The 19,053-nt window shown below is 38.6% G+C and carries 21 protein-coding genes; all 21 read left to right on the top strand.

All coding sequences use genetic code 11. The features are described 5' to 3' along the window. The first annotated feature begins 67 nt into the window (after positions 1 to 67). The gene (locus IEV69_RS10950; RefSeq protein WP_188442396.1) at positions 68 to 643 is read left to right on the top strand and encodes a hypothetical protein; all 576 of its coding nucleotides are present in this window, start codon (positions 68 to 70) and stop codon (positions 641 to 643) included. A gap of 135 nt (positions 644 to 778) precedes the next feature. Next, entirely contained in the window at positions 779 to 2,662 is a 1,884-nt protein-coding gene (locus tag IEV69_RS10945) for a tetratricopeptide repeat-containing sensor histidine kinase (RefSeq protein ID WP_188442394.1), read from the top strand. Positions 2,663 to 2,703: 41 nt separating this feature from the next. Then, positions 2,704 to 4,674, top strand: coding sequence for a histidine kinase dimerization/phosphoacceptor domain -containing protein (locus IEV69_RS10940; RefSeq protein WP_229741437.1), 1,971 nt, complete (start codon positions 2,704 to 2,706; stop codon positions 4,672 to 4,674). After that, positions 4,674 to 5,417 carry a LytR/AlgR family response regulator transcription factor gene (locus tag IEV69_RS10935; protein WP_188442392.1) on the top strand — a complete coding sequence of 248 codons (744 nt, stop codon included), beginning with the start codon at positions 4,674 to 4,676 and terminating at the stop codon, positions 5,415 to 5,417. The genes IEV69_RS10940 and IEV69_RS10935 overlap by 1 nt, the downstream gene beginning before the upstream one ends. A gap of 143 nt (positions 5,418 to 5,560) precedes the next feature. Beyond that, the gene (locus IEV69_RS10930; protein WP_188442390.1) at positions 5,561 to 6,298 is read left to right on the top strand and encodes a hypothetical protein; all 738 of its coding nucleotides are present in this window, start codon (positions 5,561 to 5,563) and stop codon (positions 6,296 to 6,298) included. 12 nt (positions 6,299 to 6,310) lie between these two features. Then, positions 6,311 to 7,069 (top strand): hypothetical protein, encoded by a 759-nt coding sequence (locus IEV69_RS10925; RefSeq protein ID WP_188442388.1) that lies wholly within the window; start codon positions 6,311 to 6,313, stop codon positions 7,067 to 7,069. Positions 7,070 to 7,120: 51 nt separating this feature from the next. Further along, entirely contained in the window at positions 7,121 to 7,513 is a 393-nt protein-coding gene (locus IEV69_RS10920; RefSeq protein WP_188442386.1) for a hypothetical protein, read from the top strand. Between the two features lie 19 nt (positions 7,514 to 7,532). After that, positions 7,533 to 8,054: a nuclear transport factor 2 family protein gene (locus IEV69_RS10915; protein WP_188442384.1), complete on the top strand. Its 522-nt coding sequence runs from the start codon at positions 7,533 to 7,535 to the stop codon at positions 8,052 to 8,054. 207 nt (positions 8,055 to 8,261) lie between these two features. Beyond that, positions 8,262 to 9,194: an NAD-dependent epimerase/dehydratase family protein gene (locus IEV69_RS10910; RefSeq protein ID WP_188442382.1), complete on the top strand. Its 933-nt coding sequence runs from the start codon at positions 8,262 to 8,264 to the stop codon at positions 9,192 to 9,194. A 2-nt stretch (positions 9,195 to 9,196) separates the two neighbouring features. After that, complete coding sequence (locus tag IEV69_RS10905) at positions 9,197 to 9,607, top strand: RidA family protein (protein WP_188442380.1); 411 nt, start codon at positions 9,197 to 9,199, stop codon at positions 9,605 to 9,607. A 15-nt stretch (positions 9,608 to 9,622) separates the two neighbouring features. Next, positions 9,623 to 10,378, top strand: a complete 756-nt coding sequence (locus IEV69_RS10900) for an SDR family NAD(P)-dependent oxidoreductase (RefSeq protein ID WP_188442378.1) — start codon at positions 9,623 to 9,625, stop codon at positions 10,376 to 10,378. Between the two features lie 145 nt (positions 10,379 to 10,523). Then, the gene (ahr, locus tag IEV69_RS10895; RefSeq protein WP_188442376.1) at positions 10,524 to 11,528 is read left to right on the top strand and encodes an NADPH-dependent aldehyde reductase Ahr; all 1,005 of its coding nucleotides are present in this window, start codon (positions 10,524 to 10,526) and stop codon (positions 11,526 to 11,528) included. A 68-nt stretch (positions 11,529 to 11,596) separates the two neighbouring features. Next, complete coding sequence (locus IEV69_RS10890; RefSeq protein WP_188442374.1) at positions 11,597 to 12,076, top strand: nuclear transport factor 2 family protein; 480 nt, start codon at positions 11,597 to 11,599, stop codon at positions 12,074 to 12,076. Between the two features lie 64 nt (positions 12,077 to 12,140). Beyond that, positions 12,141 to 12,575: a nuclear transport factor 2 family protein gene (locus IEV69_RS10885; protein ID WP_188442372.1), complete on the top strand. Its 435-nt coding sequence runs from the start codon at positions 12,141 to 12,143 to the stop codon at positions 12,573 to 12,575. 19 nt (positions 12,576 to 12,594) lie between these two features. Then, complete coding sequence (locus IEV69_RS10880; protein WP_188442370.1) at positions 12,595 to 13,767, top strand: acetyltransferase domain-containing protein; 1,173 nt, start codon at positions 12,595 to 12,597, stop codon at positions 13,765 to 13,767. A 45-nt stretch (positions 13,768 to 13,812) separates the two neighbouring features. Further along, positions 13,813 to 14,859 (top strand): hypothetical protein, encoded by a 1,047-nt coding sequence (locus IEV69_RS10875; protein WP_188442368.1) that lies wholly within the window; start codon positions 13,813 to 13,815, stop codon positions 14,857 to 14,859. A gap of 2 nt (positions 14,860 to 14,861) precedes the next feature. Continuing rightward, positions 14,862 to 16,277 carry an MBOAT family O-acyltransferase gene (locus IEV69_RS10870; protein ID WP_188442366.1) on the top strand — a complete coding sequence of 472 codons (1,416 nt, stop codon included), beginning with the start codon at positions 14,862 to 14,864 and terminating at the stop codon, positions 16,275 to 16,277. 68 nt (positions 16,278 to 16,345) lie between these two features. After that, positions 16,346 to 16,681, top strand: a complete 336-nt coding sequence (locus tag IEV69_RS10865) for a hypothetical protein (RefSeq protein WP_188442364.1) — start codon at positions 16,346 to 16,348, stop codon at positions 16,679 to 16,681. A 50-nt stretch (positions 16,682 to 16,731) separates the two neighbouring features. After that, complete coding sequence (locus IEV69_RS10860) at positions 16,732 to 18,039, top strand: APC family permease (RefSeq protein ID WP_229741436.1); 1,308 nt, start codon at positions 16,732 to 16,734, stop codon at positions 18,037 to 18,039. Continuing rightward, a complete protein-coding gene (locus tag IEV69_RS10855; protein WP_188442362.1) occupies positions 18,032 to 18,829 on the top strand; it encodes a hypothetical protein in 798 nt (265 codons plus the stop codon). The genes IEV69_RS10860 and IEV69_RS10855 overlap by 8 nt, the downstream gene beginning before the upstream one ends. Before the next feature lies 1 nt (position 18,830). Next, the coding region (locus IEV69_RS10850; RefSeq protein WP_229741435.1) for a DUF6090 family protein at positions 18,831 to 19,053 on the top strand (223 nt) is incomplete at its 3' end.

Below are 19,053 nucleotides of genomic sequence, written 5' to 3'. Positions count from 1 at the left end.
TCTTAACACAATTATTCCTATACAATGTTGTTGTATTAGGAATACTATTTTTTAAATTAAATCCAAAATGTTTCAAAAAAATAAAAATACATTGTCAATTTTAATTTTTCTATTCATTGCATCCTTTGGTTTTTCTCAAACTGAGAATACGTTGGAAAACCAATTTGATGAGGTTTACAACAGTTCCAACAATTACCAGGAATTTAAAGTTGTGAAACGAATCGATTTAAACAGCCTTAAACAAAGTACTCTGGACAGTATCTCGGTTTATAAAGACGCTTTGGCACAGATGCAGAGCGAACTGGAGTCGCAACAAATCCAGCTGGGGCTGATCCAAGCGAGTCTAACGGAAACCAATGAAAAACTTGCCGGGGCAGAGCAACGGGAAAATGACATTTCGTTTTTGGGCATACAAACTTCAAAAGCTACCTACAACGGGATTGTCTGGAGCATCATCCTCCTCCTGGCTGTTATACTCTTCTTCTTTATTTATAAATTCAAGAACAGCAACGTGGTTACTCGTGAAACCAAAACCAAACTGGATGAGCTCGAAAAGGAATTTGACCTACATCGTCAACGTGCTTTGGAACGTGAGCAACAACTTAATAGAAAATTGATTGACGAAATTAATAAGAATAAATAATTTAACTTCAAAATTCAATATTTATAGTTACCACTCGCCATTAAGTAATATTTTTTATATATAAAGTAACATTTCAACCTTTTTTTAATACATTTATACTTCCCCGGGTCATTTTTAATTGTATTAAAAAGACGTATGAAAAAGTTGCTGACACTGGTTATTTTTTCCTTGGGTATTTCCACTGGCTTTTCGCAATCGCAAAAGTCTGATGAACTCACTACACTATTAAATTGGCTTGAAAACCACATAAATTCTCATAAAGACTCCACCGCCCTGGGTGTCAATGCACTGAAAGCAATCAAAATTGCCAAAACTTCAAATGACTCAACAAGTCTTGCCAGTTCTTATTTGTATCTGGCACATTATCACAGAGAGTATTCGAAATTAGATTCCTCACTGATATATACACTAAAAGCCAAAGATATCTATGGTGCTTTAAAAAATGAACCCAAACTTGCCCACACCCATCTCGCCCTTAAAACAATTTATTCCCTCCAGACCGAGTATGGTAAAGCCACTGAAGAGACTTATAAGGCTTTGGAAATTTTTGAAAAAATAGACCACCCAAAAGGAATCGCAATATGCTATTCACACTTATGTGATTTATTATATTATGAAAATCGCTATACAACAGGCATTGAGTTTTGTGATAAAGCCATTGAAATTCAAAAAACACTCAATGAAAAAGAAGACCTTGCCCTCTCCTATCGCTATAAGGCTAACAGTCAACTATTTTCAGGTGATGAACTGATTCACGCACTGAACAGTATCAATACTTCCATTGAACTTTATAATGAGCTGGGAGAAACCGGCATTCCCTTGATGGCATCCATCAACTGGCGGGGCAACATTTATAAATATATGGGTGAATATGAAAATGCCATTGCCAATTATCAATACAACTTTGATAAATCAAAAGAACTGGGGCTGCAGCGCTACCTCATTCCTTCTTTGGCAAATATTGGTCATGTGTATTTAATGCAAGGCAGGTATGAAGAAGCACTCCCATACAATCTTGAAGCGATAGATATTATTATAAAAACAGGCAGGGTGAGAAATCTTTGGGAAAATTATATGCACGTTTCTTCCATTTATGAAAATATGGGTGATTACAAAAATGCGCTGGAATACAACAAACTCTATGCAACGGCATACACAGAGCTTAAAGACCGCGCGATTCAAAGCCTGGAAGGAGAACTTCAGGCAAAATATGAAACCGGGCAGAAAAATGCCACCATCTATTATCAAAAGGAAAAAATTGCGCAACAAAGTAAAACCCAAACGCTTTATGTCATACTAGTGGGCTTGCTGGCCTTTATTCTTTTTGGGTTGTTCTATTACTACAAAAAGCGCCAAAAGCGAAACAGTGAATTACAGGCTTTAAACGAGCAACTGGATGTCAAAAACAAACAAAACGAATTGCTTCTCAAAGAAATTCATCACCGTGTAAAAAACAACCTGGAATTGGTAAAAAGTTTGATTGCGCTGCAATCGGCACAACTGGAAGACTCTGCCACCAAAGACGCCATGATGGCCAGTCAAAACCGTGTACAATCGATGGGTATTATTCACCAGAAATTGTATCAGGGAGAAAATTTAGGAAGTATCGAAATGAAGGATTATTTCTTAAATTTGGGTGAAGGCATCCTGGATACCTTCAATGCTGAAGATAAAGTTAAGATTGAATGTGCCATGGACAACCTGGAGCTGGATGTGGACACGGCTGTGCCCATTGGATTGATTGTGAATGAGCTACTCACTAATGCTTTAAAATATGCCTTCCCGGAAGACAAAAACGGAACGATACAAATAAGCTTGTCACAATCCACCCCGGAAACATTGACCTTAAAGGTTGCAGACAATGGGGTGGGCAAAGTGACCGGCTTGGCGCCCAAAGGAACCGGTTTTGGTTCGCAGTTAATTCAGTTATTGACACAACAACTCAATGGGGAAATGATTGAAAAAACAGAAAAAGGAACCACCGTAGAGTTTCATTTTAAAATCAAAGCAGCAGCCTGATGGAAACAATCAATAAAAGAAGTAATCAAAGCGGGAAGGCAATGAAACACTCCCTTATTAAGTTCTTAATAGGCTGTACTGCTTTACTACTGTATTTAGGCGGATTTTCACAAAGTAATACACTCAAAAGCAGTAGCCCAAAAGCGGCTCTTGAACTGAGCAAAACCTATACTGAAAAAGCTTCTTGGTTCACAAATATGCCTCAATACAACGCAGACAGTTCGCTTTTTTATGCAAATAAAGCGCTGGATATATTAGATATCAAAGAACCACTTCACAAAACACAAATTTTTAGTCTTCAACTAAAAAAAATGAAGAATAGTAATCGAGTTCTTTCACTGTCAAAACAAGATTCTTTAACCGAAATTGAATGGAATAAGGTAAAAGATTTTAACAAGGAAAAGGAGGACAACAGTATGCTCCATTTTGATTATTTAACCTATTGGTCAGACATAAAAATGGCAATTGGCGACCGACCGGCAGCGCTGGATCTGTTTACAAAAGCAATCTCTATATTGGAAACCAATAAACAACCTGAGACACAGGCAAAAATTGATCTGCACAAAGGCCTTTTTTATAGCAAATATGGCTTGCCTGAAGAAAAACAACTTTCTATTGAAAAATTACACAGCAGTCTTCAGTACTATGAAAAAGCCGGGCTGGACAAATATTCGACTGAGCTGTATATGATTTATGCCCAGCTTGTGTTTCAACATACTGGTAAAAACAGGGACTCCACCAATTTTTATTACGATCGTTTGAAAAAACTTCTTGAGGAATATAAAAAACCCATGGCTCATATATGGTATAACAATATGAGCAGCTATGACCTGACTCAGCAGGCACTTGCTGACGGCGAAGGGGTTTACGGTAAGAAATATGAGGAAGCCCGTCAAAATATTTTACAGGGTATGGATATCATAGAGACTTATGGTTTTCAAAACACCACCTTTTACCCCCATTTCTTTTCCCTGATCGCCGATGTTGACTATCACACCAAAAATTTTAACGCTGCACTTGTTAATTATAAAAAGGCCTATGAGCTTTACCAGGCAATGAATGATGAGTATTATTCAAATGCGCTCTTAAAATCTATGTCGGATACCTACAAAGAAATGGGCGATTATGAAAATGCCCTGGCATACCAGGACCAATATTACACCGAATTGCTGCAAGTAGAAAAAGAGAAAAATGAACGCAGTTTGCGCGAAAATGAATTACAACTAGGCCTGAATGCCCAAGAAAAATCTTTAAGTCAAAAACAAAATCAACAAACACTTCTATTAATTTTATTGGGCTTAAGCATACTAACTCTTGCTCTTTTCTATCGAAATTTTAGATTAAAGCAAACCAGTAATTTAAAATTGGCACTCGCCAATAAAGAACTCAATATTAAGAACAACCAAAATGAACTGCTCCTCAAAGAAATCCATCACCGGGTAAAAAACAATCTGGAATTGGTAAAAAGCTTGATTTCGCTGCAATCGGCCCAAATGGAAGACTCTGCGACCAAGGATGCGATGATGGCCAGTCAAAACAGGGTACAATCCATGGGCATCATTCATCAGAAACTGTATCAGGGGGAAAATCTGGGCAGTATCGAGATGAAGGATTATTTCCTAAATTTGGGAGAAGGCATTCTTGACACCTTCAACACTGAAGATAAAATAAAAATTGAATGCGCCATGGACAACCTGGAGTTGGATGTGGACACTGCGGTACCTATTGGACTAATTGTCAACGAACTGCTTACAAACGCCTTAAAGTATGCCTTTCCTGAAAACAGAAACGGAACCATTCAAATAAGCTTGTCAAAATCCACTCCGGAAACACTTACTTTAAAAGTTGCAGATAACGGGGTGGGTAAAATAAATGGTTTGTCACCTAAAGGAACCGGGTTTGGTTCCCAATTGATTCAGTTATTAACACAACAACTCAATGGCACGATGCTTGAAAAAGTAGAAAAGGGCACAACGGTTGAATTTCAATTTAAAATAAAAACAGCCGCGTAATGGAACACCCTGTTAAAATATTGATTGTAGAGGATGAAATGATTATTGCTGCCAATATTTCGTTGCAGCTTTCAGCTTTGGGTTATGAGGTCACGGGCATCATTCCCCGGGGTGAGGAAGCATTGGAGCATGTCAAGCAAAACAAACCCGATATCGTCTTAATGGACATTCAGTTAAAAGGAGAGCTGGACGGCATAGAAACAGTGAGGTTAATCCACCAGGAACGTGATATTCCGGTGATCTATTTAACAGCCAATGCAGATGATGATCATTTTTCGAAAGCGAAAGGCACCCATCCCTTTGCATTCATTTCAAAGCCCTTCAAAAAACTCGATTTACAACGTGCTATCGAGCTAACCATCACCCACATTCAGTCTGAAAAAATTGAAAACTCAATTTCTGAACTTCAATCAGGAGAGGCTTTTGTGTTGAGTGATGCTATTTTTGTTCGCCATCATGAAAAAATGGTGAAAGTAATAATAAAAGACATTCTCTATATTGAAGCAGAGCGCAATTACTGCCGCATTCATTCAAAGGATAAACAATATTTGTTAGCAACGACCCTTAAGGATATGGATGAAAAATTACCTAAAAAACACTTCATCAGGGTACACCGCTCCTTTATCGTTAATGTGTCTCAAATTCAGGAAATTGCAACGAGTCATATTGTGATAGGCAAAAAAGCCATCCCGGTGAGTAAAGCTTTAAAAGAAGAGCTACTCAACAGGTTACAAACCATTTAAGTATGTATTCGTTTGGATAATTAATCCCAAGCCTTTGGACAAAAAAACACCTCTTTCGTCCTAACCCCCTTTTTATCTTAATTGATTATCAATTATTTAGTAGTATTAATAACTCTTTATTAACCAACTAAATAACTTTTATTATGAAAACAATCAAAATGATGATTACCACAGTAATCATAGCAGTTTTTAGCATCAGTATGCTCTCTGCACAAAACAATGAGAGCATCCTTTTATCAGTAAGTGAAATTACAGTCAAACAAGGACACCACGCCCAGTTTATGGAGGGTGTTAAAAAATGGAAAGAATGCTACCTTGAAAACGACGGAAAAGAAGGCTGGAGCTTGTGGCGCAGAGTGCAAGGTGAAGGTACTGTCTATGTGATGACCGGAGTGATGGCAAACTGGGCAGAAATGGACAAAGAAGACCCTGCCAGTAAAGACTGTTATACAACAGTATTAAATTTTATCATGCCACACGTTGAAAAAGTAAATTACAACATCGCCCGTTCCATGCCAGATTTCAGTAGAACAATGCCCGAAGACACAAAACTGGTTTGGGTCACTTTTTTCAGAGTCAATGACGGTACTGTTTTTAGAGAAATAATTGGTGCTGTAAGCAATGCCATAAAAGCCAAAGAAGGTACTCAAAGGGGCATTTGGTATAACTATATGGGTGGCGCAACTGATGCAGCAGACTATATGGTTTCTACTCCTTACAGTGGGTTTGCTCAAATGGACATCACAAGAGACAGCCCATGGAAAATCTATGAAAATGCCGTAGGCAAGAAAAAAGCAGATGAGATGGGTGAAAAATGGGATGCAGCTGTCGATGATGCATGGTCATACATCTACACATTAAACACTGAATTAAGTAACTAAAAACCTCACATTATGAAAACAACTAACAAAATTTTTAAAGCATTGTTGATACTGGTTCTCAGTACATCATTTTTAAGTGCACAAAACCAGTTTTATAGAATCCATGTGGATCACGTGTATCCTTCAAGTTCAAAGGCTTATGAAAATATTTCAAAAAGTCTGGCTTCACACGCCAAGGAAAATCAGGAAGAAGAAGGATGGAATGTACTATGGACTAATGACAACAGAGTGATAAGCATTGCCCCCGTGAGCGGTTGGGAAGATTTAGGAAAAGAGTTTATGCCCAAAACACGTGCAAAACTGGGTGATGATAAATTTGCTGGAATTTTTGAAGAATTTGATAAACATTATGATCATCACAATGACTATATCATCACTCTTATCTCCAACCTTTCCTATATGCCCAACGGAATAAACACTATGCCGGAAGGGAAAAATTACAGAAATAATTTGGTGATGTACCATAGGGCCCGCGATCGCCAGAAAATAGCTGAAATAGCCGAAAAATTTAAGGACCTCTATACTAAAAAAGGCTCAAAACTCCATTATCGGGTTTATTTCAGTGGTTTTGGAAATGAAGAATCCTATGTAATGGTGGCAAGAGCAGCTGAAAGCGCATTGGAATTTGAAAAACAGGCAGAGGCAAACAGACAGCTTTTGGGTGAAGAGGGAATGAAACTTTGGAATGAACTATCTCAGTACATAACAAAACTAGAGCACACAGTGGGAAATATGCAGCCCGAATTGTCCTATTCACCGGCAAAAAAATAAACCCTCTGAGATTTTATAAGTATGTTGTCGAAATCAATAGTACTATATACAATGACCTTTATCCTTGCATGGATGGCAATACCTTCTGTGCAAGGGCAAAAGGCCGACAATCTAGAAGTTGTAAAACACCTCTATGATGCCTTGGAAAATAACAGTACTACTTCAAAGGATTTTGCAGCTATGACCCCAACACTAAATTGGGAGGAAGATAAAAGCGCTAAAGATGTGAATGAAAGGTACACCATTACACTTTCTGCAATCATAAAAAATGAGTGGCGGGGTATTTCATTCCAGAATCTGGTGTTCCGGGAAATAGAAGAAAGTAAGGTTATCGTCACCGGAATGGTCTCCGGCCGCCAACCCACAGAATGCGATGGCGTCACCACAAAATTTCAACACATCTGGACATTCAAAGATGGCGAAATAATCAACTTTAAGGAATAACTAATTAAAAACCAACATTATGAAACAACTAATTTTATTAGGACTTGCAATAGTCCTCTTTACAGCCTGTGATCAAAAAGAGACACGCTACACACAACAATCACCTGAAATTGATATTGTCAAAAAAGTGATTCAAGATTATAATGAAAAAAACTATGGCATGACTGATTTTGCAGATACAAGCAAAACCTATTTCAATACAAAAACCGATTTTCTTACGGTGGACAAACTAGTGGAATACCATCAAGGAAATGATGCTAATTACAGTTCCAGAAAATTTTTAGAGGAAGACCAGGAATATGAAATGGTTGTCACTGATGAAGGACACACTTGGGTAAATGCCTGGTTGGATTGGCAAGGTACATTAAAAGAAAGTGGTAAAGTCATCGATATGCCGATACATCTTACTTATCGCTTTGTTGATGGTAAAATTGTAACCACTTATGGTTATTGGGACCCCACAGAAATAGTTTTGGAACTTCAGGAAATGGAAAGAAAAGCTGCAGCTCAATCAGCCAAATCTGAAGATACAGAAGAATAAAAAATCAGGTAGATTTTCTGCATATAGAATTCCGGCAGTAGCCAACAATTGGTTTTTCATGTTTAATGGTTATTGGACAATTAGCAAAACTACTGCCGGCTACCTGTTTTTTTAAATTAAGAAACCTCTTTATCTTATATTTTTCAATTAAAAGGGTCGGAAGAAACATTAAAAAAACCAAAATCACCGGGCATCCCGGGCAATCGAATGAAAAAAGTAGGAATCATAGGTGGATCAGGCTTTATTGGAAGCTACATAACCAAGCAATTTTTAAAAAACGGTTTTGAGGTCAAAGTCTCCACGACTGATATTACACGAGAAGACAAATATGAGCATTTGATGGCGCTTAACAATACTGAGAATCTTTACATCAGTGAACTCAATGTAGAAAACAAAGACGCCTTAAAAGATTTTGTAAAGGACTGTGACCTTGTCATACACTCCGGCACCCCTTTTCAACTCAATGTTGAAAACCCTCAAAAAGAGTTGTTTGACCCCACAATCAAAGGCACAGAAAATTTTCTCGAAGTTATGAATGAAACCCCCGGTATTGAAAAAGTAGTTTTTATCGCCTCTGTAGCAGCCTGGAATACAGATTTTCCAATGCCTGCCGGTGAAAAAAAGGATACTGATACTTTTGACGAAAATGACAAACGGTTCTTCAGCGAGCAAAGCCATCCTTATGCGCAAGCGAAATATATAGCCCATCAGGTAGTGGAAAAATTTATTGAGAACAATCCGCAACCACATTTTGAAATCACAACCGTATCCCCTGTAATGGTGATGGGAAAATCATTATCAAAGCGGGAAGATTCAACCTCTACCGGTGTGCAGTTTCTCATTAAAAATAAAATTGCTCCTGATGCTTTTTTCCAAACCCTCTATGACAATGATGTGGCCTTCACGGTGGTGGACGTTGCCGATGTGGCTAATGCCACGTTCAAAGCAGCCACAACACCCGGTTTGCACGGAAAGGATTATCTATTGACCAGTGAGACCTACAAAGTATCAGATATTCATGAGATGCTTAACCATCACGAACCTAAAAACAATCCACAAATTGTATATAAAAACGATTTGGCAAAAAACGATTTAGGCGCACAATTCAGACCTGTAAAAGAAACTTTAAACAATTATTAATTATGGAACCATCAAACCAAAAACCCAAATACTTTAACCTCCGTCCCGAAATTGAAAAAGCATACGGCTATTCACACGCCGTAAAGATTGGAAACGATATAAAAATATCCGGTGCTGTGAGTATGGACGATGAAGGCAATCCCATCGCGGTGGGTGATATGGAACAGCAAATGAAAAACTGCTATTCCGATTTGGAAAAAATACTGAACCACTTCAACTGCACCTTTGATGATGTGGTTAAAGAAGATGTCTTTACTACCAATATGCCTAAGTTTTTGGAAGTTTCCGGTTACAGAACTGAAATCTATAAAAACCACTTTCCTACCGGCACCTGGCTGTGTGTCAAAGAACTCGCACTCCCCGAGTTTTTAGTTGAGATAGAGATGGAAGTGCATAAAAATAAACAATCCTAAAAACTCTAAAAAATTATGAATTTAGGATTAAAAGGAAAAAATGCACTCATTACAGGAGCTAGTAAAGGAATAGGGAAAAGCATTGCCATGAAACTTGCAGAAGAAGGCGCTAATGTGGCTATTTGTGCACGTGGCAAGGACTCACTTCAAGCTACTGAAAAAGAACTCATTAAAAAAGGTATAAACGTTTTTGCTCAGACTTGTGATATTGGCAACACAAAACAATTTGATGCTTTTTTGGATGCAGTAAAGGATACGTTTGGACAGGTTGATATTTTAGTCAATAATGTCTCAGCGTTAAGCCTCGGTGATGAATACAGTGACTGGGAAACTTGTATCAACATTGATTTACTGGGCAGCGTGAGAGCAACAAGAAAGGTCATTCCCTGGATGATAGAATCCGGCAGTGGCAATATCTTGTTTATTTCATCCGGATCGGGTCTTGAAGCCGGCTCCCCTCCTGCCTATGCGGCAGCAAAAGCCGCTATTATCAGTTATTCTAAAACAATGGCTATTCAACTTGCGCCGAAAAACATCAGAGTAAATACAATTGCACCCGGATCAATAGAGTTTCCGGGAGGTCTTTGGGAATTGACAAAAACCGAAAATCCACCTTTATACGACTGGGCACTCAATTCCATTCCATCCGGAAGACTGGGAACTCCGGAGGAAGTAGGAAACGTAGCTGCCTTTTTGGTTTCGCCTTGTGCAAGCTGGGTTACAGGAACGTGTCTGTGTGTTGACGGAGGACAACACAAAGCAAATTTATAAAGAACCTTTTTCTAATATTCTTTTGGTAGAACGAAAATGAACGCATACTTCACGAATTTCTGATTGTAATAGAACTGGAAGTAATTAAAACATAAAAAATATAAACGAAACAAATAAAACCAAGTATTAAAAAATTAAATAAATCATGAAAGTATCAGCATTTGCAACCCAAGGCCCTAATCAAGAACTGGAAGCGTTCTCTTACGAAATGGGGCCTATTGGCCCTGAACAAGTCGATGTTAAAATCATCAATTGTGGGATTTGCCATTCAGACCTGAGTATGATGAACAATGATTGGGGTATGACCACCTACCCCATTGTTCCCGGGCACGAAATTATCGGCGAAGTGGTCGCCACCGGCACTGCAGTTAAAAATGTAAAAGTGGGTGATCAAGTGGGTGTGGGCTGGTTCTCATCTTCCTGTATGTCCTGTCACGAGTGTATGGACGGCTCCCATCATCTGTGCTCCTCAGCAGAATTTACTATAGGCGGCCGCCATGGCGGCTTTGCAGATTATGTGCGTAGTCATTGGTCTTGGGCCATTCCATTACCGGAAGGAATCAACCTGGCTAAAGCAGGCCCGCTGCTTTGTGGTGGAATTACTGTTTTCAACCCCATTATATTGGCAGGCGTAAAAGCGACAGACAAAGTAGGAGTCATCGGTATTGGAGGCTTGGGACATATGGCACTCAAGTTCCTTAACAAATGGGGATGTGAGGTCGTTGCATTTAGCTCTAATCCAAGCAAGAAAGAATCTATTTTAGCCATGGGAGCAACCAAAGTGGTTGATTCAACAAACCCCGAAGAATTGGAGAAAATCGCCGGCACTTTAAATTTTATCCTGAATACTACCAATGTCACCCTGGACTGGAATGCTTATTTGGTCGCTCTCGCTCCAAAAGGAAAATTTCATAATGTGGGAGCCGTATTGGAACCCCTGGCTATTCCGGCATTTACATTACTTATGGGAGAAAAATCAGTTACAGGAAGTCCGCTCGGAAGTCCCGCGCTTACCAAAACCATGCTGGAATTCTGCGTTCGCCATGACATCTACCCGATTACTGAAGAATTTCCCATGGAAAAGGTGAATGAAGCAATTGAACATTTAAAATCTGGGAAAGCTCGCTTTCGAATCGTATTGAAAAACTAAAGGTTTGGTTAATGGTTAATGGTTAATGGTTAAAAAAAATATTTAATAACAACTTTAAAAAATAAATTATGAAAACAATTAAAAAACAACTCGTTCCACTTCTAGTAATTCTAGTAACATTTACCGCTTTTGGTCAGGAAAATATGGTCAATCAAAATACTGCTATTATTGACGGCCTCTACAAAGCCTTTTCAGCCGGCGATATTCCCGCAGTCTTAGGCGCCATGGATGCAAACATTGTCTGGAATGAAGCCGAAGGCAATGCCTATGCAGACGGCAACCCATACATCGGTCCGGATGCCGTTTTAAATGGCGTTTTTGCACGTGTGGGTGCCGAATGGGAGAATTTTAAACTTAATAATATTGAACTGCATGAAATGAGCAATGACAAAGTACTGGCTACACTTCGCTATACCGGAAAATACAAAAAAACCGGTAAATCCATAGATGCGCAAGTGGCACATCTTTGGACACTTAAAGATGGGAAAATAACTGCTTTTCAACAATTTGTGGATACCAAGCAACTTGCGGATGCCGAAGTGAACTAATAATGAATAAAATCATGTCAAAATGAAAGGATCAATAGTTTGTTTTATAATAGCTTTCATATGTATGAATAGCCTATTTGCCCAAAAAACGGATCCCGACACAACAACAAAAGAGCTGGAATATGCTTTCTCCGAAATGTGGGCAAACACAACATTTTCAAATGACTATGACTATTTTAAAACAGATGTTTCTGATAATTATTTAACCATTGATACAGATGGTAGCAGGCAGGCGCAGGAGGAATTATTTGTAGACATTGACCAACTTAAACTATTGGAAAAGGCCACTTTCGAATTCTTTGATCAAAAAATAAGAATCCATGGCGAGTTCGGCATTATCAACGGAAGATCTAAAGCCTATTTTGACGGAGAATATGTTGCCGAATTTTTATACACAGCCCTATTTTTAAAAGAAAATGGCTTCTGGAAATATGCAGGTTGGCAAGGAACTTATTCAAAAAATTCACCAATACCAAAACTTTCAATGCTGAAGAATTGATTAAAAAATTTAGAACTATATGACTTTAAAAACCAACCGCATTCAGTCTGTAGATTTTTTAAAAGGCCTCGTCATTGTCTTAATGGCTTTAGACCACGTGCGGGCCTATTTTCATTATGACTACTTTTATTTTGACCCTACTGATATTGACCAAACAAACTTCTGGATCTTTTTTACGCGCTTTATTACCCATTTTTGTGCACCGGTATTTGTGTTGCTGGCCGGTACTTCTGCCTTTTTCGTGGAACAAAAAATCGGTAAAAATGCAGTTAGCAAATGGCTTTTAAAACGCGGTTTGTGGTTAATTTTTGTGGAGATTGTCATCATATCCTTTGGCTGGCGGTTCCAGTTCAATTTTAATGCTATTGTCTTTCAGGTCATCTGGCTCTTAGGTGCATCGATGCTGTTTCTGGCGTTGTTTATTCATGTCCCAAAAAAGATAATGATACCGCTATGTCTGCTCGTGATTTTTGGACACAATGCATTTGATGGATTCACAGGTGGGCAATTGGGTGATTTTTGGAACCTGCTACACATAAGAGGACCGATTCCACTCACTGAAAGTAGTAACATCATAAATGCGTATCCACTCATTCCCTGGATTTTTGTCATGCCGCTGGGCTATTATTTAGGCAACTTATATAAACCCGGATTTGAGGCCGCTAAACGACACCGGGTTTTAATATACACCGGTATTACTGCCACTCTCATATTTTTTGTCTTGCGCTTTGCAAATGTCTATGGCGATTTGGTACCCTGGACCTCATATGATGATTTTGTAAAAACAGTACTCTCTTTTTTCAATGTAACCAAATACCCGCCTTCGCTCTTGTTTTTGTTAATCACACTGGGGACATCCCTGATTGTCCTTTCACTGGCAGAGAGATTTAAAGGAAAAATGTTTGAAGTGATGGTACTATTCGGTAAAGTACCCATGTTCTTTTACATCATCCATATATACTGGATCCACCTGTTGGCTGTACTGGCGGTATATCTAAGTGGCTATGACCCAAAACTAATGATCATTGATGTATGGATTGGCTTTGTTACCGAATTGCAAGGGTACGGTTTTTCTCTGGGTGTGGTTTACCTGATCTGGCTGTTTGTGGTGGTAAGTTTATACCCTGTTTGTAAATGGTATTGGAAATTTAAAAAGAATAACCAGAAATTCTGGTGGCTGAGTTTTTTGTAAACAAAAATTATATAATTTTATCATAACCAACTAATTAACCAACCAATGAAACTAAAACAAACCCTAATCCTCACGGTGGTCTTAAGTTTGATAAGCATTACCGTCTGGGAACTTTACTGGCGCTCTCAGGGGTATTTTCCCGATTTGGACGATGACAAATACCTTTGGGCGAAAACACGTGCTAAAGTAGAAAAAGCAACAGAAAATGATGTGGTTCTTATCGGGTCATCCCGTGTGCTTTTTGATATTCAAGTGCATGAATGGGAGGCCTTAACAGGAACCAAACCCATTCAACTTGCCAATGCAGGATCCACACCCCTGCCTACTTTTCATGACATTGTTGAAAACACCAATTTTAAAGGAACCGTAATTGTTGGGGTCACTCCACCTTTATTTTTTTCTACCACCTATGAGCAAGCCCCGCCTTGGTTTAGGGCATCGTCCAGGTCTGAGTTTTATAAAAACCGAACCTATGCACAACGCCTCAATTTTGTGTTATCGATTCCTATCCAAAATTCATTGGCATTCATTTCAAATGATGATGAGGCTTGGTATGACGACATCAATTTAAAAGCATTGTTAAATACCATCGAATTACCCCACCGTACTACGAATCCAAAAGAACCCCCTTTTAGAAGGTTTCAGGATATTGATTTGTATAGAAATGTGCGTATGAAAGAACGCATGGTCACCGATACTGCATTTGCCAATTCTATCATGGCTGTTTGGAAATCGATGCTTACTTCTGAACCTAAACCACCACCACCCGACAAAGAAGGAACTATAGAATTTTTCTTAAAAAACCTGGAAAAATTTGAAGCCCGTGGCGGTAAAGTCATTTTACTGCGTTCACCCTCTGATGGTTTTTTTGATGAATTGGAAAGCATGATAACACCCCGGGCTGAGTTTTGGGACGAACTGGTTGCCAAAGCGAATGCACCAGCCATTCATTATCAGGATTATGATAAACTCAAAAACTTTAAAACCATTGAATGGTCGCACTTATCTGCCACCGATGCCGATAACTTTACCAGAAATCTGGTTGAAGTACTTTTGGAAGAAAACCTCATCACTAATCTAAAAACCAACTAATCATGTTATTCAACTCACTAAGTTTCTTTGTGTTTTTGGTTGTAGTGTTAGTGCTTTACTATACCAAAATCTTTAATTGGACAGGTAAAAAAAGAATGTTATTACTGGCCAGTTATGTTTTTTACGGATTCTGGAATCCGCCTTTGGTAATTTTACTCTGGATTTCAACGATGGTAGACTGGACCGCCGGCAATAAATTGGCGGTTGAGCAAAACCTGCGTAAACGAAAATTGTGGTTGTTGCTCAGTTTAGTAGTCAACCTTGGTTTTTTAGCGTTTTTTAAATACCGCGATTTCTTATTGGATAATTTTACAGCTGTTGCAGACACCTATGGCTATGGCTATCAAACCCAACCCCTGGACATTCTTTTACCTATGGGTATTTCGTTTTATACGTTTCAAACCATGTCTTATACTATAGACATGTATAATCAAAAAACTGAACGAGCTAAAACTTTTTTAGACTTTGCACTTTATGTTACCTTCTTCCCCCAGTTGGTTGCCGGTCCAATTGTAAGGGCTAAAGAGTTAATTTCCCAGTTTTATGAAGAAAAGAAAGCGACTGCCAAACAATTTATCTGGGGTCTTTTTTTATTGACTCTGGGACTTTTTCAAAAAGTAGTTTTGGCAGACACCCTGTTGGCTGACACTTCTGATGCCGTATTTGGAGCCACAGAAGCCTTGAACTTCTGGGATGCCTGGGCGGGAACGCTGGCGTTCTCTGGGCAGATTTTCTTTGACTTTGCAGGCTACTCTACTTGCGCCATTGGTATTGCGATGATGCTGGGCATGATCCTGCCGCATAACTTTTTATACCCTTATGGTGCCATTGGGTTTTCAGACTTCTGGAAACGCTGGCACATTTCACTCTCTACCTGGCTGCGCGATTATTTATACATCCCACTGGGCGGAAACCGGTTTGGGGTAACCAGAATGTATGCTGCTCTGATGATTACCATGCTGCTGGGAGGCCTTTGGCACGGCGCCGCCTGGACCTTTGTGGTTTGGGGCGCTTTACATGGTATCTATCTGGTCATCGAAAAAGCCTTGAAACACAAAGTACCCGTAAAAATTACCTTTTGGAACGGAATCTTTTTTGCGTTTTTTACCTTCACCTGTATCAATTTTACCTGGGTTTTCTTTCGTGCAAACGAATTTAGTACCGCAAAAAACATGATTGAATCCATGTTGTTTTTAAATCCTGACGGTTTATTACTATTGGAATATTTTGACTTGCTTAAGGTATTTATTCTGACTGCCCTATTATTTTTCACCCATTGGTATATGCGACGACATACTGTAAAAATGGTCGCTGAAAATCTACCGGTCTGGTTGTTTGCAACAGGATGGGCAATGATGGTATTCCTGCTTTTGATTGCACAGGGAAGTGGTGAGCAATTTATATACTTTCAGTTTTAAGATATAAGCATCAAAAAATCACTTAAAAAATATATCACTATATTTCAATAAAATAACATTTTCACCCTATGAAAAACAATCACAAAAACTGGACAAAAGAAGAACTGAAAATCTACATCATGCTTTTATGTGCCAAAGCAGATGGAGAAGAAACACCTGAAGAAATCGAACTGATACAGTCAAAAACCTCTCAGGAAACATTTGACAAAATCTATGATGAATTTAAAGGAGACAAAAAGAAAAAAAGTTTAAAGAAAATAGAACGAGCGATCGGCTTCCACCATTTTGGTGCCATAGAGCTGATTACCTTTAGAAAAGAAATATTTGAAGTCTATTTAGCTGATACTATATTGTGTAAAAAAGAACGCTATCTAGATCAAATTCTGGACAATATTATTTATTGATCTTCATATTGATTGATTTCAAATAAATATAATCCAACCAAAAAAATCATATGAAAATCAATAAACAGGAAAACCTGCTCCGCACCATAGGAGTTTTTGGGCTGTCATCAAACATTATCAATGTCATTATCGGTTCGGGAATTTTTGTGTTACCGGCCATTGTGGCCTCTGCTATGGGGGCTTCAGGGGTTTTTGCCTATTTGGTTTGCGGCATTTTGATTGCCTTGATTATGCTCTGTTTTGCCGAAGCGGGAAGTAAAATAACCACCACAGGGGGACTTTATACCTATATTGAAACGGCTTTTGGCAACTATGCCGGTTTTTTATCCGGAAACTTATACCTCGCCGCAGTTTTATTGGCCGATGCCGCAGTTTCAAACGCGCTTGTCAATATTTTAGCTGCAGCTTTTCCGGTCTTTGAGTCTGAAGTTGTGAGGGTGTTATTTCTTTTTGTTGTTTTCTTTGGATTGGCTTTTATTAATATTTTAGGCGTCAAGCAAGGGGTTGGCCTGATCAAATTTTTAGTCATTGCCAAAATCCTCCCGCTGCTATTACTCATTGTTTTAGGGTTACCCAAAGTTTCCATGGCCAATATATCCATTGAAACATTACCCGGTTTTGAACAGCTGGGAGCGACTTCCCTCATACTGTTTTTTGCTTTCATTGGCGGTGAAACAGGCCTGAATGTAAGCGGCGAAGTAAAGAAACCCAATAAAAACATTCCGAAATCCATTTTTATAGGAATCACCGCTGTATTGATCATCTATATCCTCATACAACTGGTTGCTCAGGGCGTACTGGGTGATGCATTGGCAGACCAAAAAGCACCACTGGCAGAAACAGCCAAAGCTATTTTTGGCAATACCGGATTTATAATTTTAACTGCGGGTGCGGCGGTCTCCATGTTTGGCTACCTGAGTGGCGCCATACTGAACATGCCCCGCATTTTATATGCCTTGTCCAGAGACCGGGTGATTCCGGTGAAGGCGTTTGGCTCTGTTCATTCCAAATTTAAAACACCCCATTTGGCTATCCTTACCTACGCTGCAGTAGGTTTTATCATTGCAGCTTTAGGAAGTTTTGAAACGCTGGCTGTAATCGCCACCGGCGGAATTTTATTACAATACCTGGGTGTTTCACTGGCGGTCATCAAACTGCGGTTTACAAAAAAATCAAAACCCGGCGAATTTAAAATTCCGGGGGGCTTTACTGTTCCGATTTTATCCTCAGGGATTATCATCTTCTTTCTGTCAAAAATGACCGCTGCTGAAGCTATAGGTACACTGGTAGTTACTGCTCTGTTAACGGTTGTTTATTTCATTAATAAAAAAGTGAACAAACATAAAAGAGATGATTAATTTCTTTCGAAAAATCCGCAAAAAACTGATTGAAGAAGATAATGTACGAAAATATCTGCTTTACGCCATAGGCGAAATCATTTTAGTGGTTATCGGGATTTTGATCGCATTGCAGGTCAATAACTTCAAAGAAAGCAAAGCCCAAAGATCACAAGAAGCTGTTTATCTTAAGTTTATTCTTGATGATTTATTGCTGCAAAAACAAGAAAATAGTACGCAACTCAATGCAATTACATCCCATATATCTTTTGAAGATAAACTTATTGAATACATCAGCAACCGGTTTGAAGTAGATTTCAATCAAAGAGAAGATGTGAAGTTTTTACTTAGTACGCTTCCTGTTGGAAGAACCTATGGTGCGTATGAAGCTACATTCTTAGATCTTACCTCATCTGGAAATATCGCTCTAATCTCGAATCAGGCACTTAAAAATCAAATCCTTCAACATTATCAGATTCAAAAAAGAGATCGTGATGTAATTAATAACAATACCTTAAATACTTATAAGGAAATGTGGATTGAGCTTATTGACAGAAATCTAATTGTGATTAGCCCCAGTTTAAATGAATTTGTTCAAAATTACAGTGTGCTGGAATTCAATTCTTCGTTGGAATTTCTGGATGACACCTTGTTTGAAAATCTATCCAAAGAAGAAAATTTAATACTCATACAGAATGTGCTGGCTTATAAAGTAACAACAACAAAAATCGCAGTCAAGTTTATAGATAATAGCGATGCCAGAATGAATAGGTTAATTCAGGATATAAAAACTGAACTTAAGACGCTTTAAAATGATTAAATTTTTTAGAAACATTCGTAAAAACCTTCTTAATGAAGGCAAAACTACCAAGTATTTTAAATATGCCATTGGTGAAATCATCCTAGTCGTGATTGGTATTTTAATCGCGCTACAAATTAATAATTGGAATGAGCGAGAAAACAGTATTTCTCAAGCGGAGAAACATTTAAAAACAATAAAGCTAAATCTGCAAGATGATATTCTACAGGCTGAAA

Source organism: Planktosalinus lacus (genome assembly GCF_014640155.1).
GTDB classification, from domain to species: domain Bacteria; phylum Bacteroidota; class Bacteroidia; order Flavobacteriales; family Flavobacteriaceae; genus Planktosalinus; species Planktosalinus lacus.
Note: the sequence above shows the minus strand (reverse complement) of the source record. Positions and strands in the feature narration are given on the sequence as shown.